A 26,882-nucleotide genomic window follows, 5' to 3' on the forward strand; every position below is an offset into this window, starting at 1 on the left:
GCATACTATCTTCCTCCTGTCACTGCCATATTTCTTGTTCAATTCCTACGTATCGGCCTCGACTCGCTGCGCTCGAGCGTGCAACAAGCATTAGAGATAAAACTACATGAATAAAGCATTTCTTTTCTTTCTAATTTTAATTACAAGTGCAATTTCAGCGGTTTCCGGTGCACATCACACCAAAACACTGTACTCAAACATCATCGCAGAAAAGGATGAAGCGATTCAATTACAACAGCTCGCCTTATACCAATTGCTTTTGCAAACGTTAGATAATGGAGATATTCCTACAGCTCGTGATAAAATATTATCCGCTATGAATAGTGTGGTATATCATGCAGATCCACTTCAACAGTATTCCTATAAAAACGCTGAGGCTTGCGAAATATACAAAATAATTCATACCTATCGTGAGTCCAACAAGGATATGTACGAAGCTAAAAATGATATTGATGCCGAAGTTAGCAATATCATTGAAAAATGGAGCAGCTTACAGTGCAATTGAACAAACAGAGTATCCACTTCTAGTGGGGAACACCAACATAAATAGTTAAGGATAAAATTTGAACATCAATTGGAAGCCGAAAGCATGGATAGCCATACTCTTAGGCGTAGTCCTGCAAGCATTTACATTTTTGTACTTGAATAGACCCAAGATATTCTGGGCTTACTTCATTCTAACTTGCATTGTTTCTACAATTGACTGGAAGTATCAAACGCTATTTGCAGCAAGCTTTTCAATAATCTGCCCAACCCATGCCTATCTTGTAGCAAAAAATTTCGAAAGCTCTGATGAACGGGGCTGGTACTCCCAATGGTGGGGCATACCTACAATTTATTCGATATTTTTTACAACCGTCTTTCTATTTCGCTCATTTCTTTACGAGCCATTTATTTTTCCTTCAACCTCAATGCAACCAACAATTAACCAAGGTAACCACATCATTGTTCAGAAACTTGGCTACCGAACCTATGGCACCTTTGGAGTTAAATTCATAAATAGCGAAGTATCTTCCCCCAATCTAATGCAGAGAGGGAAGCTGTATGCGTTTTACCCACCCCATAAACATATTCCGTTTGTTAAGCGACTAATCGCAGTTCCTGGCGATACTATAGCTATTAAAGGGAATGACATTATTATCAACGGTTCAGTATTGGCAACAAGCCTTGTGCGAGAAGCCGAGAAAGCTATAGTTTACGAGCAGAAGTTGGGCGATATCACTCACGCAATTCAACGAATAGAAATGCGCCCATCTAGAGATATGGATGAAGTTGTAATTCCCGAAAGTAGCTATTTCTTTATGGGTGACAATCGAGACAACTCAGCAGACAGTAGGTTTTGGGGCTATGTATCCAGCGATAGTATAATTGGTGAAGTCGTATATATCATCCAATAAAGGACCAACAAAACGTGCAAGCAGGACATTTTTAAATTCGGCTTTGCCGAAAAACTGCCTCCCCCCTCTGCGTCACGTCGGTAAGGAAGAGTCGTGGAAAACACTGCAAAAGACATTATGGAATTGGATGTTACTAGCCGCAAAATTGGTACCAAAAAAAACATTTATAAGTATAGATTTTTCATTTAAATCCGGCGAATCTAACAGGTGATTATACCCGAAAAAATGGGCTTTCCAGACTCGCCGTTACCCGCCTTTACCGACAACACTAGGAAGGAGTGCTAGATGGGATACATATTAAGCATAAAAAGGGAAAGCGACATTACCGAAGCGGAGTGGCTGAAGGCTGTTGAGGCATGCGACACGACGAAAATTGATCCCGACCCGATATTGATGAGAAATCCAAAAACCGGCCAGACTCTATCAATGGCAGGCAGCACAACGGATGTCGCCGTCAAATTTACGTCAGGAGGATTTCTTGGTATGGGCGTCAAGGTTACCTGGCAAAAAAGTTTCAAGTTTTCCGATGGACAAGGGTTATTTAGATATACTGAAAATTTGGAAGATCTAAGAAACCCAGTAAGGATATCGGCTAAAAATCTGGCTAAATTCCTCGGCGCTAAAATTGTCGGCGAAAGTGACGAAGTCTATTCTTGGTAGTTTTCTAACTGCAGCAACCAGAAATGCAGCGGTCACTACGGCAATTGCGAACACCCACCCTTGCATCGCAGTTAGATTTACGAATGGGTACTGAGATCATCGCTATCGAGGTGGCTGGCATCACCGGATGATGTTACTTTTGCTATTAATTACATAGCTATCTTTCAAGTGAGCAAAGTATTGGTTACATTGGCATTAACTATAGATGACTAGAAAAACCTAACGCGTTTAGCCAACGTCGCCATGAAACCTAGCGCGCAGGCTTGACTCACTCGAACACAAGGCGTACTAATTCATGAAGATAGGCACTGTGAGTGAATCAACTGGGCTAAGCATCCACACTATTCGGTATTATGAAAAGCAAGGCCTAATAAAAAAACCGGAAAAGGATGCAAGCGGCCACAGAACCTATCGCGCTGTAGATATAGAAACCCTAAATTGGGTTTCCTGCATGAAAAACTCGGGCATGTCGCTGAGTAAAATTAAGAAGTATACCCAAGCTTTTTATGACAACAACAACGCACTCTGCATTGTTTCGCTGGAAGATCACTTGAAACACTTGCAATCACAGAAAGCCGATATCGAGCACTATATAGAGGTGACAAGGGATAAAGTAGCTCGACTCAAAAAGCGCTTGACCTAGACTATGGTCTAGATTGCTAGCCTTACCTTCTTAATCCAAATAGGAGCAGGAAGATGAAGGTAGACGTAGCTATTGTTAACGCCTTTGTGGATGGCGATTATGGCGGCAATCCAGCCGGGGTGGTGCTGAATGCCGACGCACTAACGAGCACTCAAAAGCTCAAGATCGCGAGGCAAGTAGGCTTGTCGGAAACCGCTTTTGTATCAGCGTCAAATGCGGCAGACTTTAAGCTGGACTTCTACACCCCGCAAAAACAGATAGCGCACTGTGGACATGCAACCATTGCCACTTTTAGTTATTTATCACAGTTGGGTATGATCCCACGTCCAAACACATCTAAGGAAACCGTTGATGGCACAAGAAGCATTCGCGTCGACGGTAATTTTGCCTACATGGAGCAATTGGCTCCAATATATCGCCCACTCGAAGGCGATGACGATAGGGTTCTGGAATCCTTGGATATTTCACCAGAAGTCATAATCTCAACCCCTATCATTGTTAACACCGGCAACGCGTTCCTGTTGGCTGGTGTCAAGGACCTAGCCACCCTAAATAATTTGACGCCCAATCAATCGCTTATAGAAGAGCTATCGGAAAAATACGATCTCATTGGCTACTACATTTTCACGCTTGAAACGAATTTAGCGGGGCGTGATGCGGCCACGAGAATGTTTGCGCCCCGCTACGGCATTAATGAGGAATCCGCGACGGGTATGGCCGCCGGGCCGCTGGCGTGCTTGCTTTTCGATCGACTAGATTTCAAACAAACGGAATTCATTATTGAACAGGGATATTCCATGCCTTCACCCTCACCAAGCTGCATCGACGTGACGCTCTCAATAGAAAACTCTGCGATAAAATCTTTGATGGCTGGAGGCATTGGTATTGCCTCTAGGCAAATGGTGATTGATATTGGCTAAGCAAATCCGATGACAAAAATGAGGCAAGCCCGCCAGGGGCGAGACCCACTAGGGAAACCCGGTTTGTCACGCCAATAGCGAGGTGGGCATTTTCGAGCTAGAGACGAAACGCAATCGCATACTCTGGCTGCCGCACCTGAAAACATCCGCTAAGGCTACGCCATAAAGCTAAAACGGGTGGCACTGCCAACCCTACTCGCATGCCGCTTTAGTAGCACCCTGTTGGCAACCTAAGATACTTGGCGGCCCTGCCACCAAAGACGATAAATAGCGTTGAAGCCTGACCTAAAGGATAGAATAAATTGGTTGTTGGCGAACGGTTAAATAATGGTTTTTAGTGGCACTGAACCGTTATTTACATAGATCAAGTTAGCGCAATTATTTCTAAGAAGATAGAAACGGCACTGCAAAAGCGGCGTACGATTCACCCGAATTTATTTGAATTTTTACACCCACTAACAGTATCCAATGCTGGCTTAGTGTGCGAAAGGTTTAATAGCGTAAAATTTACGCACCATATTGCATGCATGGCACGCCTTTACCCATACACAAGATGGACAAAAAGCTTTTTATTCAGCTCGACTGACGGTTAACCGATAGGTGCGAAACGGCGCTGGAAAATTGCGGGTTATCAGTGGCGATTGCACCTGTAAATTCAGACGGCCTCCCCGCAAGCCTTAAACAATCTGTATTATTGGCTTTAGTGATATACTTCATCGGTCAACTGAAATTAGGGGCCTTGCGCTTTCACAAATGAGTATACCGAATGCCGAACCAAAGCCAAGCCACGCTTCCCTTCGATAACTTCATTGCGCCAAGGTGCAAGGCACCGTTAGAGATTCTCTATCGAGATGACGACATTTTATTAATTAACAAACCCAGTGGCCTATTGAGTTTGTCGGGCAAAAATCCGCTTAATCGAGATTCCGTACACTACCGTTTGGTACATGGCCAAGCGGGTGTGAGCCCAATGTTTCCCGAGGCAAAGCTTCCCCATCGTTTGGATTTCGGCACCTCCGGCATTATGGTAGTAGCGCTAACGGCGATGTCTGCGCAACATCTCAACGCCCAATTTCAAACGCATTCCGTGCAAAAACGTTACCTTGCTATGCTGGAGGGCTGGGTTGCTCAAGACCGAGGAGAAATCAGCGCAGCCATTGCAAAAAGTAAAACCGACTTCCCTTTAGTAAAAATTTGCCCTAGTGTCGGCAAATCATCGCTGAGCGAATACGTCGTTATTGAACGACTGGTATCTAGCCAACAGCTGCGCAAAAGCTTAGTACAATTTACACCGCGCACAGGGCGCACGCATCAACTACGAATTCACAGCCATTCTATCGGCCACCCTATACTTGGCTGCGATTTATACAAGAGCAAAACCAGCGAGCAACGTGCCAATCGCTTACTATTACACGCCAGCGACCTAAGCTTCACGCACCCGCGACATGGCGAAGCGGTTCATGGCTACTGCCCTTGCCCGTTTTGATCGCGGCGGCAGTGCAACCTGCCAATCAATATCAATTAATTAAATGTAAAATATGATTGAGACAACTAAAATTTCCGCTACCTGCGCATGCGGCGCACTAAGATTGGATATCAAGGGCAGGCCTGTGGTTCAGCTGGTGTGTCATTGCACAGATTGCCGTGCCTTTTCCGGCCAGCCCTATACTGAAGCTGCATTCTTTCAAGCCGCCCACTGTCAGATTCACGGCCAAACCGAAGCAATGACATTAAATGGCGGCAGTGGGTTCCCTAAAATTCATCATTCGTGCGCGAGGTGTAAGACTCCGCTGTTCGTCACGGTCGGCGCACTGAATGGCGCCTGTGCAGTACCGGCATACAGACTCTCGCCCTTTCAGTTCAAACCGCAAGCGCACATTTGGACCCGCGAAAAATTAGATACCGTTAGCCTACCTACCGATGCACCCCATTCGCCAGATCTTCCGCCCAAACCATTGCTCGACATTATGCTGGGACAATTTTGGAGCAAGGGTAATGAATAACTGAGTTACCACTAGCCCCCGTGGGTGAAACATGTCTACCCTCAATCCGCCTTCAACACAATTTCCAATGTATAACGTCGCTGGTTCGCCGGCGCAGCCATCGCCATCATGGCGCCTTGGGAAATGAGATTTTCACTTTCACTGTGGTAGTTCAGTTTTAACTGGTCCGGCTCCGCAAGCCAACGCATGCCCGTATGAAGTGATGCACGTGGCTCCAAATTTGCACTGATTTTTTCCAATACCGCCAGGCGATCCAGCCTCAATTGCCTGTTCATGTCGGCAATTTCAGGCGGCAACCCCTCTTCCACTGGGTAAGTGATGCGTTGCACAACACTAACATCGGGATCGGGAAAAAAGCTTTGCCGTTCAGTTTGGTTTTCGCAGCACGCCGTTTCGAACGTTTGCAAACCACCACCTTGATGTTTAACTGTTGTCTTAGTCACACCTTCCATTTTATACGCAAAACGTATATCTACTTCAAAACCCTCCCCTACCGAGGATGGACGAACAAAATACACAGCCAATTCGCTTAGCGGCGCTCGCGCGGACACCTCTTCAATCACCAGAGTCGCCTCGTTGGCTCGCGGTGTATGCACCTCCATGCGGCCACCATAAGTAACTTGCCCCTCGGTAACCGGTGCAGTATTTTCTAAGGCGATGAAGAGCTCCTCCTCAAGCGCGATCGGATCGATGGCGTCGGCACTATAGTCTGGTAAAACCTGGGTGAAATCGGGGGGAAGCATAACGGCGAACGTTTGCGTCGCGCTTAATGCGTAATCCCACTTTGCACTGATTTTGGTACCACCTTGGGCATTACTTTCCTCAACCGCCTCGCCGCTTTGAGCAATCACTAAGGTCATCATTAAGGTTCCAGCGCGCCAGCCCTCGGGGTACTGGTGGACATACTCAGACCCGTCTTGGTCGCTATAGTCTTGATGTTGCTGCTCCGTATAGCCTTCATCCGCCGAATTGTCTTGCGTATCGCTAGAGCACCCAACCAACGAAAATGCTAACAGACTTAGCACCAACCCCATCACATTTCGACATTTTTTCATTACATGCATCCTTGGTAAATGAACAACGAAACTTGCACATTTGATATCACTAAAGCCTAAGGCACGCAACTACTCCCGCTTGCAATTGAAAAATCTGACCTGGGCTGGTTCGCCAAACCCCTAGCCTGAATCAATTCCTTGTAATTGCCCAACACACAATATCCAAAAAACAGAAGATCCGGACCCTATGCAATGGCATTCGAAACCTATAGATTTACACAACAATGCATGCCGGCTGGAAAACAAAAATGACCAAACCCAATATTGCAATCTTTGGCGCAGGTAGTATTGGCTGCTATTTAGGCGGCTGCCTTTTGGCATCCGGCGCCGACGTTTGCTTTATAGGCCGCGCGCGAATCCAACAGGAAATTCAAACGCACGGGCTACAACTTTCCGACTGGCGCGGGCGCGCTCACCGCGTTGGCAAAAACAGCGTTCGCTTTTCATTAACCCCTGAATTACTTGCCGATGCCGATTACATAATCGTCACGGTTAAAAGTGCCGACACCGTTAACGCCGCACAACAGATTAGCGCCCATGTTAAATCCAGCGCCGTCATCGTAAGTTTTCAAAACGGCATCCACAATGCGCATACCTTAAAAGAAACCTTACCAACACACACTGTACTTAAAGGCATGGTGCCTTTTAATGTGATTAGCGCCGGCAACGGCCATTTCCACTGCGGGACTGAAGGCGATCTGGCGCTCGAACGACAGGACAATTCAGCGGAACGTCTAATTCAGGCGTTGCGTTCGGCGAAACTGCCGGTACAAACCTATAATGATTTGCGCGGTATCCAGTGGAGCAAATTGCTGATGAACCTCAACAATGCTGTTAATGCGCTGTCGGGTATTCCGTTACGCGATCAGCTTTACGATGCACAATATCGGCGCGTGATGGCGCTGGTGGTGCAAGAAGCGTTGGACATTTTTAAAGCCGCAGGCATTAAACCACTGCGTACCGGTAAAGTCGTACCCACACTGCTGCCCACTATTTTACGGCTCCCCAATTGGCTATTCACCCGCATTGCCGGTGCACTGCTCAAAATTGATCCCGCGGCAAGATCTTCCATATACGAAGATCTACTGCTAAAAAGAAAAACTGAAATTGAATTTCTTAACGGTGAAATAGTAAAACTGGCACAGCAACTGACGTTAAGCGCGCCGCTAAATTCGACCATCGTCGAACTTATTAAACACGCCGAAAACAACCAAACCGGCTCGCCCAACATGTCGGCGAGTGCACTTCATCAAGCGCTCATTCAAGCACTTGATCCATGAAAAAAGGCCGGTTAAACCGACCTCTTTTCACACAAAGTTCAGGCATTCGATGGAGCGTTATGACATCCGCTCAAACAGTGCCGCAATGCCCTGACCGCCGCCAATACACATGGTCACAACTGCATAGCGGCTTTGAGTACGCTGTAATTCGTACAAGGCTTTTACCGTAATGACAGCACCGGTTGCGCCAATGGGGTGGCCGAGAGAAATACCGGAACCGTTGGGGTTCAGTTTTTCAGCGGGAATATCGAGATCGCGCGCCACGGCAATGGCTTGCGCGGCGAAGGCTTCGTTCACTTCCCAGACATCGATATCGACCACTGACAATTTATGGGCAGCCAACAACTTCTTCACAGCCGGCACGGGGCCTATACCCATGTACTCAGGCTCGACACCGGCAAAGCTATACCCCACCAAACGCGCCATGGGCTTCAAGCCTTGCTTTTCCGCTTCACCACGCTCCATCAATACCATGGCTGCAGCCGCATCATTTAAACCCGAGGCATTTCCTGCGGTAACCGTGCCATCCTTCTTGAACACGGGGCGCAGCTTGGCCATGCCTTCGAGCGTGGCATCGGCGCGCACGTGCTCATCGTGTTCGAAGCTCACCACGCCTTTGCGGGTTTTCAACTCGACGGGCAGAATTTGCGACGCGAAGCGACCTTCGGCCGTAGCGCGGGCGGCACGCTGGTGACTCTCTACCGCTAGCGCGTCTTGATCTTCACGGCTAACGCCCCACTTTTCGGCTACGTTTTCAGCGGTAATACCCATGTGCACATCGTTAATGGGGCATGTCAGCGCACCGGTCATGGCATCTACCATGGCACCGTCGCCCATACGTGCACCGAAACGCGCCTGAGGCAACCAATAAGGCACACGGCTCATAGACTCGGCGCCACCGGTAACAACGGCGTCGCAATCGCCCAAAAGAATTAACTGGCTGGCACTGACCAATGCCTGTAAGCCCGATCCACACAGGCGATTTACAGTCACCGCTGGCGTGGTTTCGGGCAGACCACCTTTAATGCCAGCGACACGGCTCATGTACATGTCGCGACGATCGGAATGGGTCACATTGCCAATCACACAATGGCCTATGGCCTCGGGTTTAACACCGGCGCGTTTTACCGCCTCGGCAACTACTTGGCCAGCGAGATCTGTTGGGGCAATATCTTTTAAACTACCGCCAAATGTACCAATTGCGGTGCGTACACCACTTAAAACTACCACTTCACGCTGGCTCATATCCGATTCCTCTAAATTGATTACACAGTTAATGCCACGAGTTAGATTCTATTTTGCCAAATAAAACATTTGTTTGAAACACTTATTCGCTACCTGAGCCGCCCTGCCAACCCCCACAGGTGCAAGCACAATGTCCAATGATCACCGCAATCGCGGTGCGGCGCCACGCGACCATCGTAGGTAGCTCACGGGCGCGTCTAGTGACATTGTAAACACCCACCAGTCACACCTGCCAAGCGCCGGCACATCCATGGTCGATGTCTTCACAAACCGCGATAGGTTATAGTTAAGATCCTGATTTTATTAATATAATTTTCCTAAACAGCGCTAACCAGAGGTATCAACTTGGGGCCACATCTAACCGCCATATTGCTCGGCTTATTACTAACAATAGCGGGTGATGCAAATGCGACTGACGCAACCGTAACGGCAAAAATTGTAGTCCCTACCCGCGATGTGGCAACAACCGCCGACACAGATTTTTTCTTTCCGCTGCTCAACCTTGCGCTCAGTAAAACCATCGCCAGCGACGGCCCCTTTGAAACCAGCTATCACCCTCTGGTGCTGTCCTCGGCGCGTATACTGTCAAAATTAGATAAAGGCGACGGCATCGATGTAGTCTGGACCAGTACCAGTACCAGCCGCGAACAAAACTTTCGCCCTGTTCCAATATCGTTATTGCGTGAATTGGCCGATTACAAAGTACTGCTGATAAACGCCGATGAGCAACCTAGGTTCAATCGCATAGCGACGTTGGAAGATTTAAAAACACTGCGCGCGGGTGTCGGCGGGCACTGGCCGGATGCTAAATTGCTCAGCAACAACGGTTTTAATATCGCGACCTCCATTTATTATGAATCGCTGTTTAAAATGCTGGCAGCCAAGCGCTTCGATTTTTTCTCGCGTGGATTATTTGAAGCTTGGTACGACTTAGAGCAACACCCAGATATGGGCTTAACCATAGAGAAAACACTCATGCTCTACTACCCAGCACCCTTCTATTTCTTCGTTCGCAAGGATAATAAAGCGCTGGCAGATCGACTTGAGCGAGGCCTGAAGATAGCTCAGGCCGATGGCAGTTTCGATGCGTTACTTAACAGCATTCCCGCTTTCCGCCGCGGCAACGAAGAGTTCAATCAGCATAAGAGAAAAGTCTTTACCCTAGAATCAAAGTACTAAGATAAAGACCTGCCTATCCGCTTAGCTCATGCCTTGACTGCGTAAGTAATCATCGTAAGTGCCATGAAAATCGACGATACCATTCGGTGTTAATTCGATAATTCGGGTGGCCAATGAAGACACAAACTCGCGGTCGTGGCTGACAAACATGAGGGTGCCTGCGTAGTTATCTAAGGCCAAGTTGAGCGACTCAATAGATTCCATATCCAAGTGGTTCGTGGGTTCATCGAGCAGCATGATATTGGGCTTTTGCAGCATTAATTTGCCGAATAGCATACGGCCCTGCTCACCACCAGAAATCACATCGACTTTTTTGGCGATATCGTGTTGAGAAAACAAAAGCCGGCCGAGTGTGCCGCGAATAACTTGTTCGTCGTCACCTTCCTGACCCCACTGATTCATCCAATCCACCAAGGTTTTTGGATCTTTAAAATCGCGCGCATGATCCTGAGCGTAGTAGCCAATATTGGCATTCTCAGACCACTTGATCGTACCGTCGTTCGCCGGGACTTCACCCACTAAACACTTCAACAGGGTCGACTTACCAATACCGTTAGGCCCAATAATGGCAATGCGCTCACCTACTTCTACTGTGAGGTCTAAATCTCTAAATAACTTCTCATCGTATTCTTTCGCCAAGCCATGCACTTCAAGGGCCAAGCGGTGTAGTTTCTTTTCTTGCTCGAAGCGGATGTAGGGGCTCTGGCGGCTAGAGGGCTTAACCTCTTCCAGCTTAATTTTATCTATCTGCTTGGCGCGCGAGGTGGCCTGCTTGGACTTAGACGCGTTGGCCGAGAAGCGACTAACGAAGGCTTTAAGGTCGGCAATTTGCGCCTTTTTCTTGGCGTTATCGGCCTGCAAGCGCTCTGTCGCTTGAGTGGCGGCAGTCATATACTCATCGTAATTGCCGTGGTAAACCCGCAGTTCACCGTAATCGAGATCTGCCATGTGCGTGCACACGCTGTTTAAAAAATGGCGATCGTGCGAAATAATTATCATGGTGCAATTACGCTGGTTCAATACACCTTCCAACCAGCGAATGGCGTTGATATCCAAGTTGTTGGTCGGCTCATCGAGCAACATGATATCGGGCTCAGAAAACAGTGCCTGCGCCAACAGCACGCGCAGCTTCCAACCTGGCGCCACTTCGCTCATCAGGCCGTAATGCTGCTCCACCGCAATACCGACGCCAATGAGCAATTCACCGGCCCGCGATTCAGCGGTATAGCCATCCATCTCGGCAAACTCAGACTCCAACTCAGCAGCGCGAATACCGTCTGCTTCCGTCATGTCTGGGTTGGCGTAGATAGCATCGCGTTCAGATTTGATCGCCCACAGCTCTGTGTGCCCCATGATGACCGTGTCGATCACCGAAAATTCTTCGTAGGCGAACTGATCCTGCTTGAGCTTACCAATGCGCTCATTGGGGTCTTTCGATACGCTGCCTGCCGAGGGCTCCAAATCACCGCCGAGGATTTTCATGAAGGTCGACTTGCCGCAGCCATTGGCGCCGATTAACCCATAGCGATTACCTTCGCCAAACTTTACAGAGACATCTTCAAAAAGCGGCTTGGCGCCGAATTGCATGGTGATATTTGCAGTCGATAACACAGTAAAAATCCAAAGTCAGAAAAGGTGAATAATGGGTAAGCCACTCAACTGGGGCAAAAAATAAGCGGCGCATTATGCCACAGACCACCACCTCACAACACTGAAACCGGCTTATCTAGGGCAATTGGCCGCCAGCGCCATGAAATGCGGTGCACAAGCATTTCAACGATAGGTCCCCTAGCCAACGCAGCGCAGCGCTAGGTCTAGTCACAGCGTGCCGTATAGGTAGGTTGCTCCCACAGAAACAGGCTAATGTGAGGCTAACCCGAACAATAAGCAGGCAAGGTCGTGTGCGCAAAAAAGCGAAAGACCGAGAAGGATGTAATTAGGACCGAGCAAGGATCGCGGTGAAGGGTCTTTCGTTTCTGTTGACCAACGTAGGTATCGAGTCATCACGCACCAATAACTTAGCAACAGCAACCCTGGAAGCGAGTTGAGCGAGCATCGGCTAATAGCACCCTGGTAAATGGTAATAACGGCTTAACCACCTTTCTGAAGAGTGGTGATAAAGTTTGTTTTAGCCCTATTGAGGGTCAGATTTTACCAGCTGTCGACGTACAATCGCGTCATAGCAACAGGGTAAAATGCAAAGTGGCAACAGCAAGAACACCACGATCAACGCCAACCCACACTGGTTCGGTCGTACCAACAAGAGTTGCAGCAACCTCGGCGTTAAACTTTAAGTGATAAGAAAAAAGTAAACTGAGTCGAAGCTCGGTAAAATAGCACCGCCTTCAAGCTGTAAGCGCGCGAAGGCGGTGTTACATTTGAGCAATGACGGCTGGCAACATAATCGCTGGGTCGTTAAAACAAGGAATAGAGCAGAGCCAATGCCAAAAGTTGAGCCAGTTAACCCATCCGCCGATCAGGTCGACGACAAAACGGTGATTTCTCGTCGCCAACAGGATGAGGCAACGGTAATTGTCGCAAACAAACCGTCCGCGCCGGTGCGAGGAAACACCACCGCCGAAGAAAGAAATGATAAAACCGTCGCTCGAAGCGCGCCCCCTCGACCAACTGAAACCGCCTCGCCAACGCAAACCGGCAACCAAACACAAACACTAAACCCGCTAACCAACACCTTACATGTACCCTATGCGGTCGGTGGCGACGTCATTAAAGAACGTTTCATTATTGAAAAAGTGCTTGGCCAAGGCGGCATGGGCATCGTCTGTAAAGCGGTGGATTTACGCAAAGTAGAAGCTGAAGACCAGCAACCGCATGTTGCGATTAAATTGCTGTCACACGAATTTTCCAAGCACGCCGATGCGTTTAAATCGCTGCAGCGCGAAACGAAAAAAACCCAGTCACTCGCGCACCCCAATATCATCACTGTTTATGATTTCGACCGAGACAACGACACCATTTTCATGACCATGGAAGTGCTGGACGGCCACCCACTCGATGATATTTTAAAAGGCAAAACAGACGTTGTTTTAGATAAGAAGGCATCTATTAAAGCGGTTAGGGAAATTGCACTCGCGTTGGAGTACGCACATTCTAAAGGCATCGTGCACTCGGACTTAAAGCCGGGCAACATTTTTTACACCCGGTCAGGCCAAGTCAAAGTTTTGGACTTCGGCATCGCCCGCGCCTTTAACGACGAGCGCAATAAAGACAGTTTTGATGCTGGCAACTTAAATGCCATCACACCAAAATATGCTAGCCTCGAAATGTTTGAGCGCCAGCCGCCAGACCCAAGGGACGACATCTATGCGCTCGGCTTAATTGCCGCTGAATTACTCACTGGCAAACACCCCTATCAGAGCCGATATGCACCCGAGGTTAAAGAAGAAAAACTCAAGCCGAGCTATTTAAAACCACCAGGATTTCTTTATAGCCGTTTACTTAATAACGCCATAGCGCTACACAAGAACAACCGAACCCAAAGTGTCAGCCAATTTCTATCTCAGCTAAACTGGGCCGAAAAAGGGTTCCAACGCCTCTCTATCGCCGGAACGATTGTGGCGGCCCTACTCATTGCCAACGCCTATATTATTGACTCTGTCAGCGATAAAGTGCCCTTGTCGGAATTGCCCGAAGCACAACAAATTCTAGTGACCACAAATCTAGCCAACGCCAAACAAGCTTTGTCATTTAAAGATTACAATGGCGCGATTATTTATTTAGAAAAAGTGTACGCCGTACACCCAAGCAACGATGACGTAGAAGACTACACCGCTGGCATTCTCAGCGCGATTGAGACCACATCAAAAGGTCTGCAAGCCGGCGAAGAGCGCGACTATTTAATCAGCCAACTAGAGCAAATCGGGCAATATGAATTTATACAAAGAAACGATCACTACAAACCGCTGCTGGAAAAATTAACGAAAACGCTGTAGCGATCTAACGGAAAAATGATATGGAGATTAACGTGAAAAACACATCGACCTACCTAAGCTCGGCTTTTAGCCTCATCACCTACCCACTGGTCGCAATCGGCCTTGTTGCCTGCGCCTCATCGGCCGGCGACAAAAGCAATATGTCGGCCACAGAACAACGCACTGCCCGCATCGCCGAACTTCAGGTCGTGGATTGTTCTCTCCCAGGACAAACCCGCATGCTAGGTAATACGCCCTACATGACACCACGCCGACCCGCTACGCTCACCGCGGCAGAGTGCCAGACCCGCGGCGGTGAGTATGTCGCCTATGATCGAGCCGATCTCAAAACCGCCTTAGCTGTTTGGCTACCTGCGGCAGAACAAGGCGATGCAGAAGCGCAAGTGAATGTCGGTGAAATTTTCGAGAAAGGCGCCGGTGGCTCACCCAACTACCAAGCAGCCGCCATTTGGTATAAAAAAGCAGCAGACCAAGGCAACAAGCGCGGTCAATTCAATATTGGCACACTCTACGAACAAGGTTTGGGCGTTGAAAAGGATCAGATCGCCGCCCTAGACTGGTATCGTCAGGCATGGGGATTGCCCAAAGATGACTTAGTGTTTCAATCCAGCGTCACGAAACAACAAACGGAAATTACCGAGGCCTTAAACAAAGAAATTCGCAGTAAAAACCTTCAAATTAAGGCGATGAAAAACCAAATTGCCGACCTTAACGCCAGCCTCGTCAAAGCCAACAACAGCGAACTGAAAGGCCAAATCCAAGAACTCAATGCTATTGTCTCCCAATTAGAGCAAGAGGCAAAAACTGCGCAACAAAAAGTAACCTTGTACCCACGCGCCGATCAATTGGTGGTGCGCACACCCACAGCTGCAACACAAAATGGCAAAGTTTCGGGCCACGTAGAATCCATCGGCAACACATCGGATGTGTCACTTAAAAATATTAATTTTGGAAAGTTTTATGCGCTGGTTATTGGCGTCCAAAACTATGAGAAAATCAATAGCCTTGAAACACCAATCAACGACATTAATGCCATCGCCGAAACACTGACTAAACGTTACAACTTTAACGTCACAAAGGTCATAAACGCGGATGATGTTGGCGTTATGGAAGCCATAAATAATATCAACGAGAAACTAACGGAAAATGACAACCTTCTCATCTTCTACGCCGGTCACGGTGCGCGCTTAGCCTCTGGCGATGTAGAAGCCGGCTATTGGCTGCCAACAAATGCCGAAGCACCACCACGTGATACTTACTGGGTTGCCAATGAATTTGTTACTCGCCACCTAGCGCGATTTAAAGCAAAACGTGTGTTGGTGGTGGCCGACTCTTGCTATTCAGGCCTTTTGTCTAGCGCGCCCGGGTTTCTCATGATGGGTGCAGATGGCAAATACACCGATGAATACATTGCTTACAAAGCCGACAAGCGCTCGAGATTATTACTCACCTCAGGTGGCGACAACCCTGTGCTAGATAGCGTTAACACAGGTCATTCTATATTCACCCAAGCGTTCCTAAAAGCCTTGAACTCAAACAACGACATTTTTTCTGCGCCTGAATTATTCCTGCAGTTAAAAGCTGAGGTCAGCAAGTCAGCTAAAGCTGTCAAGTTCAGCCAGACACCCGAATATAAAACCATTAAAGGTGCGGGCCACGAAGTGGGTGATTTTTTCTTTATCCCCACTAAATCTTAAAAAGTCGACGTAGAACGCGAGAAAACGGAAAGGTTAAACCGATGAAAACGACAACTGCAATCTTACACGTTACGACACTCACCTTGGGTGCCGCTCTCAGCGCTTCCACTCTCGCTGACCTAAGCGATTTACAAGGTCAATTTCAGAGCGAGCTGGAAGAGTTGGCGGCGATTACCAATCAAAACACCTACGACGAGCTGAAGCAACAAGGTTGTAACGATCAGGATCGAGAACCTACAGAAAGCTGTACCGCGAGCACATTCCTAGTCTGGCAAAACGTGCGCGAACTGGTTCATACGGCCAATGAACTTATCGATTCCGGTCCAACGCAATTTAGTTTAGATCTCGATCTCGAAGGGCTTGGGTTTTCGCTGCGCTGGACCGCGGGCGAAGAATTCTCATCACAAGAATCTATGACAAATAGCTTTGCTGGCGGTCAGCTTTCCAATCTTTCATCCAGAATAACGGCCTTGCGCAGCGGCGCATCAGGTTTTTCAATTGCCAACTGGACAAATCCGCAGCAAAACAACATCGCCATGTCTTCCGGCCTAAACGCTGGCGACGACATTAACGCCAGCGACGCTTGGTCGCGCTGGGGCGGTTTTTTAAATGGCAGTTACACCTACGGCAACCAAGATCCAACCCAGCGGGAAGATGCCTTCGACTTTGACGGTTCAGACATCAACGGCGGTGTGGACTATCGAATTAACGACAATTGGGTGGTTGGTGGACTTATTGGCTACCAAACCCAGGAGATCAATTTCGATTCATCACTGAGTATTGTGGATGGTGGGGTCAACATGGATGGCTGGTCGATTCTACCTTTTGTGCTCTATCAAGATGAACATTGGTTTACGAATTTATCAGCCGGTTACCAAAAAAGTGACTTCGACACTGAACGCAGCATAAGATATCCCTCATTAAACCCCAATGTTGGCAGCGTAAATACCGTCGCCATCAGTTCAAATAGCGCCTCTACCTGGCTTGCAAATTGGGCTGGCGGCTATAGCTTCAGCATTACCGACGCCTTTACCATCGAACCATCGGTAGGCGTCAACTATCAGCACGTAAGCATTAGCGATTACACCGAAAAAGACTTACAAAACGACGGTTTTAACTTCCTCGTTCTGGAACAGACTATCAAATCGTTAGAAACTGTATTTTCACTTAAAGCTCAATATGTATTCAGTACGTCCTATGGTGTTTTTCTGCCCTACGTAAACCTTCAATCATTTTCTCAACAAGAAACCGACGATCGCTATATCGACGCGATTTACGCCAACGCGTCATCAGTGATCACCGACAACGCCCGCTTCTCGCTACCGACAAACACACCCGATAGCGATTATAAAATTTACGGTATCGGTTTAGCGGCGGTACTCCGTGGCGCCAGTCAAAAAACCCTGGATGCGCCAGCCAGCGGCGGCATCCAAGCCTTTTTAAACTACCGAGAAATTATTGATGTAGGCGACTACAGTCAGAAAATAATTGCCGGTGGTATACGCTACGAATTTTAGTCACTGAAGACGCTCATTAATTCCAGTTTACGGAAACTTATCAATCATGAATCAGCCAATAGTCACAACCATTGCAAAGCGCCTCTTTATGTCAGCGGCTTTTCTTTTCACGCTCTCGCACATCACCGCTTGCGGTGGTGGTGGCAGCGGTGGCTACGCCAGCAACCAAGATGATAAAAGACCGCCTGTAGCTATCGCCAGCGCCTTGACCATTGAAAACATATCGACACCTACGACTAAGCGTTATCAAGCAAGGGCGAATAGCCAAATTGTATTAACAGGCAAAGACAGCTATAGCGATTATGCGCCCATCTTAACCTACAACTGGACACAACTTTCCGGGCAAACAGTTACCCTCGTAGAGCGAACCTCTAACGCAGTCGCATTTGACGCCCCAGCCTTAGGCGACACTGCGGAACTTCGATTTCAACTCAGCATTACCGACGCCAACGGTAACACCGACACCGATGAAATTGAAATTGATATACAAGCCGTTAACGATGCCAATCGCTTTCTGTCGCACCCCAACACGCCTAAAAGTAAATTAACACTACTCGCAGCACTCAGTGGCGGTGAAAACACAGGGCCTTCGGAGCAAAGCTTCTCAGTCGAGGTCATCACGAGAGCGCATTGGCTAAATCGCCTAGGGGTCATGGATAACATCGTTGTAGACAGCCAAGAGCTAAGGTCAAAATTTCCTGAAAATTTCAACCCCGCAACCAATTACGACCCCCTTGTCGAGGAAAGAAACCCTCGTTTGGATATCGATTTAGTTTTACTGAATATTGACGACATTAATAAGCATTTTGAAACCGAACAACGAGACAGACGGCTAGATATTCACCAGATTGGCACTGCTTATCTAACCATCGAAATGGTTCTGCAAGGCACGCCGGCAGTCAATTTTGAACTCTTTGCGCTCAACGCCGATGGCGACATTATTGATCTAGCGTCTATTCAACCGGCAATGTTGGCGCAAGCGCACATGACGGCAACCAGCACAAGCGTAAACACAGCTACGGTCGCAAGAAAACATCAACGCATCCAAAATACGGTTGTTTCATCCGCTCAGGGCCTCTTTTCTACCACCCTTCACATGGATAGATTACTGGCAGAACTCGGTCTTGAAAATGCCATTTCTGCGAATAACTATTACGCACTGCTCGATCCGAGCGGACAGTTTTCTTCGTTTAGCCAATGGTCAACATACGCGGGCTTTACCGATGCAGACGGAAAAGCCATCGATGATCCTAACATTACTCACGCGCTCTATTTAAACAACTACGATTTGGGCTTTGGCCGCGATATGTGGTTGCGTAAAGACGGCATGGGCAATGTTTATAGTTACGTAACCAACTACCCAACGGTCGAGGCGGGGCTAGACGGCAGGCAAGACTTTGCCATTGTTGCCATGGAATATAGCGACAATCCCGACATCAACGGTGCCAATGCAAAAATTGTAAAATTTTATGCCTTCGTACCCGACGAACGCACCGGTGACTACATTAGATCGGCAAGCATGAATTTCGATGGCCGCGGGGAAAAATTCTTGCCCGGTGTTTGCACGGCATGCCATCAGAGCTATCAAGAAGGCTCGCAATTTACCGATGTAGCACAGGCCGATCTCGATGCCACCTTCATGCCTTGGGATTTAGACTCACTGCTATTTGCCTCGGCTGAGAATCCCGCCTTAGTAGAATCGACATTGGATGCGAGCAAATTTACCGCAGACACGTTAAAAAAATACAGTCGCGAATCACAGGAAGACGCACTTAGAAACCTAAACTTAGGTGCTCTGGCAACCTACAAAGATAACCCTGTACGTCACGCTGCTGCCATTCAACTGATTCATGGTTGGTATGGCGACGAAACGCAAGAGCTTGCCGTGGACCAATTACCGGATAACAACTTTAACGGTAATTATATACAGCCTGGCTGGGAGGCCGAACCCGAACTCTACCATCAGTCGTTTGCCCGTAACTGCCGTATTTGCCACGTACAACTTGAAGATGCCGACACTAACTTCGATGACTACGACGAATTTATCAACAACGATAACCTGATAACCTATGTGTTCGAGCAGGGTGTTATGCCCATGGCTCGCTTAACGATGGACAGATTCTGGGGCGGCAACGCCAGCGGTGCAGACGCATTGCGCAACCACTTAGAAGGCTTAGGCAAGACAACACCCTCGGCACCCGGTGCGCCCGTGGCAAGATTTACCGCCAGCGAGATCAATCCAACCATCGAAGACACCGTGGAGCTTGTCGCCGGCACCAGCCTGTTTCCACAAACGTATGCTTGGTCCCTAACGGCGCCTGCTAACTCTCTTGCCGCCCTCTCTTCCACCACAGGGACAACAACGAGCTTCAGCCCTGATTTGCCGGGAGAGAGTTACGCTCTAGTGCTAACCGTGAGCAACGAATACGGGGTAGAAGCTCAAGACACTCAGGTCATCAGCAGTGCCGATCGAGCGCCTATTGCCCCTTGCTTGAGCGCTGATAGCAGTGCTTTAACCGAATCCGGCGCGCTTAATGGTATTGCCGTCGTTAGCCAACTGACCGTAAATCAACTTGGCGACGGCAATGTCACCCTGGCCAATACACTGAACGGCAGCTTGGGTAGCGTCACTATTGACCCAGACCTAGCTCGCCTGAACTACCAACTTAACAACCCCTTTGTGCGCGGTGTTGATCTCATTAGTTACAGCCTGATTGATGTGAATGCCAGCCCTTCCACAACCGATGTTGGCTGCAGCAGCTCGCCACAAGCTGGCTATGGCCACATCCGGATAGATACAACTAATAGCGGAACCCTTGCTCCCTCTGGACTCACAGCTGCGCCTAATCTCGCAAGTAACACCTACACCATTGATCTCGATTGGGACGCGCCCACTGACATCACGCCTACCGGCTACCGGATTTATCGCGATGGCATCGCCATTGCAAACACCACTAACACCAGCTACAGCGATAGCCCCCTCGTCCACGACACCGATTTCAGCTATTCAGTGAGCACTGTGTTTAACACCTTTGAATCAAATCCATCCACCGTGGCCAACACCCGAACCGTCGCTCTAACACCTCTCAATTTAACCGGAGACAACAGTGTATTTGGTCAAATCAGTTTGGTTTGGGATGCGCCTACCGGTGCTAGCAACCCCATTAGTTACAGTATCTATCGCGAAAACAACGGCGTAAAAACCACCTTAGCCAATGCAATTTCCAACACCGGGCCCTATGTGGACTCGACCGTGGTGGCAGGTATCGCGTACGACTACACAGCCACAGCCACGGACGCATCGGGACAAGAGTCAAATGCCTCGAATACTGTGAGCAACACAGCCAAGCCTCTACCACCCAGTAGCGCTAGCGCCACAGCCATCAGTGGCACGCAAATAAACTTGAGCTGGAACGCCGTTACCAATGCCAGCGCCTACAAAATTTATCGCAAACTCAGCAACCAAAGCGACGCCAACTATGTGCAAATTGCAGCCCCGAGCACCAACAGCTTTAGCGTCACCACAGGTCTAAGTGCGGGCAATAATTACAACTTCCGGATCGGCGCCACAGTGAACGGCGAGGACTCCATCACCTTTGCCGCCACCAGTGCCACCACCTTTCCCAATGCGCCGGCAGGCCTGACGGTCGCACCCAACACCGGCGGCAATCGCTTTACTGAAACTCGCCTCACGTGGACTGCCGCCAGCGGCAACAATATCAGCGGTTATAACGTCTACCGCACCGGTACGGGCCTGATAGCGAGCAACGTGGCAAACACTTTTTATGTGGATTCAGGGCGTTTCAGCGGCACGCTGTATAGCTATACCGTGCAAGCGATTGCCGGTGGTAACACATCGGCAGCGAGTGGCGCTGCCAGTGGCGCCACCTACCCACTCGCTCCGACGCCAACTGCAGAGAACATTGCAGCGGCTTCAGACGCCAGTGCCCACGACACCCTAAGAGTCAGCTGGCCTCAGGTCAGCGGCGATAGCGTCACCTATCAGCTCAGTGCTAGCGGCACTCGCATTCTCGGAGGCGCCGCAACCACGCCAACGCCTCTGTCTTTTGCGGACGCTAGCAGCACCGTGCAACGCGACCTAACCGGTCTTAGCAGCTACAGTAATTACACTATTACCGCCACTGCCACGGCCAACGGTTTGTCCTCTTCGAACACAACCTCTCTGGCCACCGGCGTCTCTTACAATAATGACATTCTACCCGGGCCGGCAGCGCGCCTGAGCTGTGCTAACGCCGGCTGTCACTCAGGCGACAGCGCAGCGGCACTCAGGAGCCGCTTCACGGTAAGCTGCATTCAAACTAACAATTTGCCAAGCTGTAATGCCGCTATGACAGGTTTATCGCTGAATGCAAATGAAGCGCCCTTAGTGCAGACTTGGTTTGCCAACCAGTATGACTAAGCCGGCAAGCTGAAATTACCATCATAGGCCCCCAGCAGAACAAAACTGGGGGCTTGTGATGGCTCCCGTAGGAACCATAGCGATTCAACCAGAAATAAATAAGGCACTTACAAGCGCCATATGTTTCGATGCAGTTCAACAATGACAGCAGCAAAAGCTCAATGAGATGGGATCCAAATCGCCGATTGAACCATAGGTACATCGGCGCCACCGCCAAGCAAGTTGATCACCGATTAAAACTAATCGTGTACTAACTAAAACCCCTTATTAGCTGTGGTTATTGTCACAATTCAGGCTCACACGCCTAGCGTTCGCACTGCACTATCGCTAGAATGGCGCGCATCGATAATGGCCTTTTAGACTCTTAGCGACATTATCGAATTGGATCAACAACAATCACACAGCCATCAAATTTCTGCCAAACAATCTCTCAATGGCAGTCATGGATATAAGCTCATAAGGACATGACATGAAGCACACTCTACCGCTCTCTATTTTAATCACTGGGTTTAGCGCAGTGACAAGTCAAATCACTCATGCGGACCTTGCCAAACTCGGCAGCCAGTTTGAAACCGAACTACAACAGCGCACCGCCGCCACGACGCAGGCCGTATACGATCAATTACTTGCTCAAGGCTGTGAGGATAATTTTGGCGAGTTCGGCACGCCTGAAGAAATCATCTTAGAGCAGACGCCCTCTTTCACCGCTAACAAAAGCGCGATTGCAGGTGCAGGTGCCCAGCCGGTATTTAGCTGTACAGGCAACACCCTTCTGGTCTGGGAAAATGTGCGCAAACTGGTTCACACTGCCAATGAAATTACCAATAGTGGCCCAACCGGTTCCAGTTTGAGCCTAGACGTCAACGGTTTGGCCGCTGCCCTACAGTGGACCGCCGGTGAGGAATACTCAACCCAAGAGTCCATGACCAAAAGTTTTAACAGCGCCCAGCAATCTCATTTGCAAGCGCGAATCGCTGCATTAAAAACATCCAGCCCCGTTCTCGCGAAGCACGCAAATATTTCATCAAGCGGTTTGAATGCCGGTGATAGTACAGGCGACGAATGGTCTCCCTGGGGTGGCTTTCTAAATGGCAGCTACAACACTGGCGAGCAAAAAATTAGCGATCTCGAAAACGGTTTCGACCTCGACGGCTCAGAAATAAACGCCGGCGTAGATTACCGGTTGAATAGCAACTGGACCTTGGGTGGTTTAATCGGTTATCGCGAGCAGGACATTCAGTTTGACGTCAACAGCGGCGCAGTAGACGGCAAAGTAAATATGCAAGGCTGGTCTGTTTTACCTTTCTTACTCTTTCAGAATGACCGATGGTATTCGAGCCTTTCAGCAGGCTATCAGTGGAATGACTTTAACACCCGTCGAGATGTACATTTTGATTCGCAAAATATCGACGTCGAGGGCGCAGATACACACGCCAAAAGTTCTAACGATAGCAACACCGTCACGGCCAATTGGGCAGGCGGCTATAGCTTTCAGATAAACGATGCCTTTTCTCTGGAACCATCCGTTGGTATTAACTACCAAAAAGTATCCATTGGTGATTACACCGAATCAGACGCCAACCAAGCCGGCTACAACTTGTTTATCGAAGCGCAAACCATTAAATCTTTGGAGTCTTACTTCGCACTGAAAGCGCAGTATGTCGTGAACACGGAACAGGGTGTTTTCATCCCCTACTTAGAGATTCAAAGTGTAGGGCAAAAAGAAACCGATACTCGCTACATCGAGGCGAGCTACGCCGAGATTAAAGATTTTATTTCCGGCGAAGCACTTTTCTCACTGCCAACTAATCGACCCGACAGCGACTACAAAGTCTATGAGTTCGGCGTAGCTGCGGTGTTGCGAGGCGCCAGCCAAAGCACACTAAACGGTCCAGCTGCCGGCGGCATCCAAGCGTTCTTGAGCTATCGAGAACTTGCCGACATGGGCATTTATAGCCAAAAGAGCATTTCTGGCGGCGTTCGCTACGAGTTCTAAGCCAACCTTTAAACTGGCGGCCATCGTGTTATCCTGTGGTCGCCAGCCCTTCAACACCCAGCTTATGACCTCAATTTCGACAATACATCGCGCATTGCAATGGCTAGGACTGATCGCCGCCCTGTTCGCAAGCATCGCCTGCACGAGTATTTCCCCTTACGACGCCAACGCACTGGTAAAAAAACACCAATGGCGCAGCCATATCATCGCCACAGAGCAACTCAATTTCATGACTTTCGCCGCGCCAGAGAGCGCGCATAACACGGCGGAAAAAGCACTATTCATTTATCTTGAAGGCGACGGACACGCGTGGGCATCTCGCTATCAGCCATCGAGCAACCCGACGCCGCTACACGCCATCGGCTTAGGTCTGGCTATTCAACATCAAGGGGGCAAGGCCGTCTATTTAGCGAGACCCTGCCAATTTCTCACACAAATCTATCTAAAAAACTGCGACGTAAAACTCTGGACCAGTGGGCGCTATTCTGAGCTAGCCATCTCTGCAACGCATCAAGCTGTGCTGCAGCTTAAGGAGCAATATAACGCAGAAACAATTACGCTCGTAGGTTACTCAGGCGGTGGAACTCTAGCGGCTTTTATTGCAGCACGGGAAAAAAGTGTCCGCCAATTGATCACCGTCGCCGCACCCATTGATCATAATGCTTGGACCGAATTCCACAATGTGAGCAGCCTCACTGACTCACTTTCCATTCAACCCTACACGGCAGCGCTCGCTAACATTCCTCAAATTCATTTCTCGGGTGAGCAAGACAAAATCGCGCCCAGCCAACTTACTAAACAATGGGCAACACAATTAACAGGTAGTTTTGCACAGACAAATGTTCGTATTGTGATGCTGGCGGATGTTAATCACCAATGCGGCTGGGTGGAAAAGTGGGCTGCATTAAGCGAGCAATATCTAGGTACGCGTTAGCGAGGCAACGCGCAAAGCGAGCTTTAAAATCTACACTAGCTCAAGCCAATCAAAACCTTCATCTTGGCAGGCATAAACCACTTGTCTTGCCCCTTGACTTACAGCGTCTAAAACAGATTTTGCAGCTTCCAGCGAATTATTTTTCTGGCTGATGTGCGCGATGACCAAATGCTGCAACCGCGTGACATCGAGCTGAGCGAGAAAACCAGCACTCTGTTGATTACTCAAATGCCCCCAGGGCCCGCCGACGCGCTGCTTCAAAGATTGTGGATAGGCGCTATAAGCCAACATCACAGGATCATGATTAGCCTCTAATACAAGCGCATCACAACGCTGGTAGCTGTCTTCAACATGCGCCGTGATCATGCCGAGATCAGTCAATATGCCCAAGGTTTTTCCCGCGGCGGTAATGACAAACTGAGCCGGCTCGCGAGCGTCGTGAGGAACTGCCACTGGCTGAATAGAGAAGGCACCGATATCAAAAGCTTGATAACCTTCGATAAAATGAATCGCGGGCATCTTACCCAGATCTTTGACTTTAAAGGTACCCGGGGTAATGTAGACCGGCAAATCAAACTTGCGGGCTAGGGCTGGAACGCCACGAATATGATCACCATGTTCGTGGGTTACTAGAATGGCGGTAATTTGATCAGCGGTTTTGCCTAGTTTTGCCAAGCGCAAAACCGCTTCTTTTGCCGAAAAACCGCAGTCGATGAGCAAGGTCTCATCGCCATACTCCACCAGCGTTCCGTTGCCCTTGCTACCACTACCAAGGGAGGCAAAGCGCATTAAATAAGGTTCCGACGAATAATACTTAACTTCTCTTTCGCTTCGCGTTTATTTAAACGGTTGCCGTAACCATCGCGAATACGGATATCAACCTGCGCTTCTGTCGCTACGACAACAATCAAATAGCCAGGAACTTCCGTTAATTTTTTACCCGAACCAAACGCCTTTACGCCGGGAAAAATCGCCCGTGTCTCAGGCGAATCTGGCACCTGCAAATTTGCTAATAACTCGGCCAAACTATAGGGCGTGGTGGGAATTACCGCGTCGCTTGCCCCACCAAACCAACGGGTGTACCAACTCTCCTCATCCGGATTTACAGGCTTCTCATAGCCAACATAAAATATTCCATCATCTATTGCTAAATCAAAGGTAGCAAAACCTTGCTGGCGTAGTGCGTGGGCGATTGTCGCTCTGGCGCGCTCATAGGATAACGCCATGCGAAGCACTGGCTCACCTGCCAACATTTTCACGGAAATTTTTGGACCGCCGCCGATACCTTGCGCCAAGAGCGAGGTAGACCCTGTACTCGCCTCGCTCGCGAGTGTTGCCGCTAACTCATCGAGCATCCATGCTTCGCGCTCGGGATTAATAGATAGTGCCGGCCAGTCACTGGCAACAACCGCGTTAGACACGTTTGCTGCGTCGTGGCGAATATGGATTTCAGTAGAGTCAGGCTGCACACCTTGCTCGACGTAAACTCGGTAGCGATCGCGAACTTCGGGCGAATCTTTAAACTGAAGCCAAGCGCTGTCAATGGTACCTGCTACCGCGTCCGAATCGGCAACCGCTACCTGATTCGCTGCGAGAAAATTTCGAATGCGCGGCCAAACTTCGCTCGGCGGAGAGTTCACCAGAATCCAGCGCTTAGCGCCCAATTTTTGAATCTTTACACTCTCCTCAAAGTTTGACGTTGCCAGCGCTTCGGGTCTCGGTGTCTCAAACGCTTCGGTTAAATCGAAGTCGTCAGTTTGAAGCGTGGGAACCACATACAACTCTTCGAGAGAATTGGCGTTATATTTTGATGGTACAACGATGGGCTTGATCGGTTCAGCCAATAAATAATCATTGCCGCGATCGCGAAAGTCATTACCCATCCAGCTGCAGCTAACAACGAATAAGGACAAAGGTAGCAACACAAAGCCGCGCCAGTTTGTTATAGGTTTTATCATGCACATCTCTTTTAGTAATTCATCA

20 protein-coding genes are annotated in these 26,882 nt (G+C 48.9%); 15 read left to right on the forward strand and 5 right to left on the reverse strand.

Features of this window, described 5'->3' with window-relative positions; genetic code table 11:
- Positions 1 to 106 precede the first annotated feature (106 nt).
- From ACGHTT_RS11755 to ACGHTT_RS11785, 7 genes are all read left to right on the forward strand, one after another.
- Positions 107 to 505, forward strand: coding sequence for a hypothetical protein (locus tag ACGHTT_RS11755; protein WP_390590748.1), 399 nt, complete (start codon positions 107 to 109; stop codon positions 503 to 505).
- A gap of 58 nt (positions 506 to 563) precedes the next feature.
- Complete coding sequence (gene lepB / locus ACGHTT_RS11760; protein ID WP_390590750.1) at positions 564 to 1,397, forward strand: signal peptidase I; 834 nt, start codon at positions 564 to 566, stop codon at positions 1,395 to 1,397.
- 285 nt (positions 1,398 to 1,682) lie between these two features.
- The gene (locus tag ACGHTT_RS11765; protein ID WP_390590752.1) at positions 1,683 to 2,057 is read left to right on the forward strand and encodes a hypothetical protein; all 375 of its coding nucleotides are present in this window, start codon (positions 1,683 to 1,685) and stop codon (positions 2,055 to 2,057) included.
- 295 nt (positions 2,058 to 2,352) lie between these two features.
- Positions 2,353 to 2,700 carry a MerR family transcriptional regulator gene (locus ACGHTT_RS11770; protein ID WP_390590753.1) on the forward strand — a complete coding sequence of 116 codons (348 nt, stop codon included), beginning with the start codon at positions 2,353 to 2,355 and terminating at the stop codon, positions 2,698 to 2,700.
- 53 nt (positions 2,701 to 2,753) lie between these two features.
- Complete coding sequence (locus ACGHTT_RS11775; protein WP_390590755.1) at positions 2,754 to 3,620, forward strand: PhzF family phenazine biosynthesis protein; 867 nt, start codon at positions 2,754 to 2,756, stop codon at positions 3,618 to 3,620.
- A 766-nt stretch (positions 3,621 to 4,386) separates the two neighbouring features.
- Positions 4,387 to 5,106 (forward strand): RluA family pseudouridine synthase, encoded by a 720-nt coding sequence (locus tag ACGHTT_RS11780; RefSeq protein ID WP_390590756.1) that lies wholly within the window; start codon positions 4,387 to 4,389, stop codon positions 5,104 to 5,106.
- Positions 5,107 to 5,158: 52 nt separating this feature from the next.
- The gene (locus tag ACGHTT_RS11785) at positions 5,159 to 5,623 is read left to right on the forward strand and encodes a GFA family protein (RefSeq protein ID WP_390590758.1); all 465 of its coding nucleotides are present in this window, start codon (positions 5,159 to 5,161) and stop codon (positions 5,621 to 5,623) included.
- Positions 5,624 to 5,664: 41 nt separating this feature from the next.
- On the opposite strand, the gene ACGHTT_RS11790 is transcribed toward ACGHTT_RS11785, so the two are convergent.
- Positions 5,665 to 6,678, reverse strand: a complete 1,014-nt coding sequence (locus ACGHTT_RS11790; RefSeq protein ID WP_390590759.1) for a hypothetical protein — start codon at positions 6,676 to 6,678, stop codon at positions 5,665 to 5,667.
- Positions 6,679 to 6,926: 248 nt separating this feature from the next.
- Here ACGHTT_RS11790 and ACGHTT_RS11795 point away from each other — a divergent pair, with 248 nt between their 5' ends.
- Positions 6,927 to 7,958, forward strand: coding sequence for a 2-dehydropantoate 2-reductase (locus tag ACGHTT_RS11795; RefSeq protein WP_390590760.1), 1,032 nt, complete (start codon positions 6,927 to 6,929; stop codon positions 7,956 to 7,958).
- Positions 7,959 to 8,015: 57 nt separating this feature from the next.
- Here ACGHTT_RS11795 and ACGHTT_RS11800 read toward each other — a convergent pair whose 3' ends face one another.
- Positions 8,016 to 9,203, reverse strand: a complete 1,188-nt coding sequence (locus ACGHTT_RS11800; RefSeq protein ID WP_390590761.1) for an acetyl-CoA C-acyltransferase family protein — start codon at positions 9,201 to 9,203, stop codon at positions 8,016 to 8,018.
- A 345-nt stretch (positions 9,204 to 9,548) separates the two neighbouring features.
- Here ACGHTT_RS11800 and ACGHTT_RS11805 point away from each other — a divergent pair, with 345 nt between their 5' ends.
- Positions 9,549 to 10,382, forward strand: a complete 834-nt coding sequence (locus tag ACGHTT_RS11805) for a substrate-binding periplasmic protein (RefSeq protein ID WP_390590762.1) — start codon at positions 9,549 to 9,551, stop codon at positions 10,380 to 10,382.
- 21 nt (positions 10,383 to 10,403) lie between these two features.
- Here ACGHTT_RS11805 and ACGHTT_RS11810 read toward each other — a convergent pair whose 3' ends face one another.
- Entirely contained in the window at positions 10,404 to 11,993 is a 1,590-nt protein-coding gene (locus ACGHTT_RS11810; RefSeq protein WP_390590763.1) for an ABC-F family ATPase, read from the reverse strand.
- Positions 11,994 to 12,823: 830 nt separating this feature from the next.
- Between ACGHTT_RS11810 and ACGHTT_RS11815 the strand changes: the two genes are divergently transcribed.
- The 6 genes from ACGHTT_RS11815 to ACGHTT_RS11840 all read left to right on the forward strand — a co-directional run bounded on the left by ACGHTT_RS11815 (position 12,824) and on the right by ACGHTT_RS11840 (position 24,899).
- On the forward strand, positions 12,824 to 14,335 hold the full coding sequence (locus ACGHTT_RS11815; protein WP_390590765.1) for a serine/threonine-protein kinase: 1,512 nt from the start codon (positions 12,824 to 12,826) through the stop codon (positions 14,333 to 14,335).
- Between the two features lie 32 nt (positions 14,336 to 14,367).
- Entirely contained in the window at positions 14,368 to 16,032 is a 1,665-nt protein-coding gene (locus tag ACGHTT_RS11820) for a caspase family protein (protein ID WP_390590766.1), read from the forward strand.
- Positions 16,033 to 16,073: 41 nt separating this feature from the next.
- Positions 16,074 to 17,549, forward strand: a complete 1,476-nt coding sequence (locus ACGHTT_RS11825) for an autotransporter outer membrane beta-barrel domain-containing protein (protein ID WP_390590767.1) — start codon at positions 16,074 to 16,076, stop codon at positions 17,547 to 17,549.
- Between the two features lie 46 nt (positions 17,550 to 17,595).
- Positions 17,596 to 21,969, forward strand: a complete 4,374-nt coding sequence (locus ACGHTT_RS11830; protein ID WP_390590768.1) for a PKD domain-containing protein — start codon at positions 17,596 to 17,598, stop codon at positions 21,967 to 21,969.
- A gap of 469 nt (positions 21,970 to 22,438) precedes the next feature.
- Positions 22,439 to 23,965: an autotransporter outer membrane beta-barrel domain-containing protein gene (locus ACGHTT_RS11835; protein ID WP_390590769.1), complete on the forward strand. Its 1,527-nt coding sequence runs from the start codon at positions 22,439 to 22,441 to the stop codon at positions 23,963 to 23,965.
- Positions 23,966 to 23,990: 25 nt separating this feature from the next.
- Entirely contained in the window at positions 23,991 to 24,899 is a 909-nt protein-coding gene (locus ACGHTT_RS11840) for a hypothetical protein (protein WP_390590770.1), read from the forward strand.
- Positions 24,900 to 24,929: 30 nt separating this feature from the next.
- On the opposite strand, the gene ACGHTT_RS11845 is transcribed toward ACGHTT_RS11840, so the two are convergent.
- Both ACGHTT_RS11845 and bamC read right to left on the reverse strand, forming a co-directional pair.
- The gene (locus ACGHTT_RS11845) at positions 24,930 to 25,688 is read right to left on the reverse strand and encodes an MBL fold metallo-hydrolase (RefSeq protein ID WP_390590772.1); all 759 of its coding nucleotides are present in this window, start codon (positions 25,686 to 25,688) and stop codon (positions 24,930 to 24,932) included.
- Positions 25,688 to 26,857 (reverse strand): outer membrane protein assembly factor BamC, encoded by a 1,170-nt coding sequence (bamC, locus tag ACGHTT_RS11850; RefSeq protein ID WP_390590773.1) that lies wholly within the window; start codon positions 26,855 to 26,857, stop codon positions 25,688 to 25,690. The genes ACGHTT_RS11845 and bamC overlap by 1 nt, the downstream gene beginning before the upstream one ends.
- Between the last annotated feature and the right edge of the window lie 25 nt (positions 26,858 to 26,882).

Origin of the sequence: Simiduia litorea, from assembly GCF_042853465.1 — a bacterium.
Lineage (GTDB): Bacteria > Pseudomonadota > Gammaproteobacteria > Pseudomonadales > Cellvibrionaceae > Simiduia > Simiduia litorea.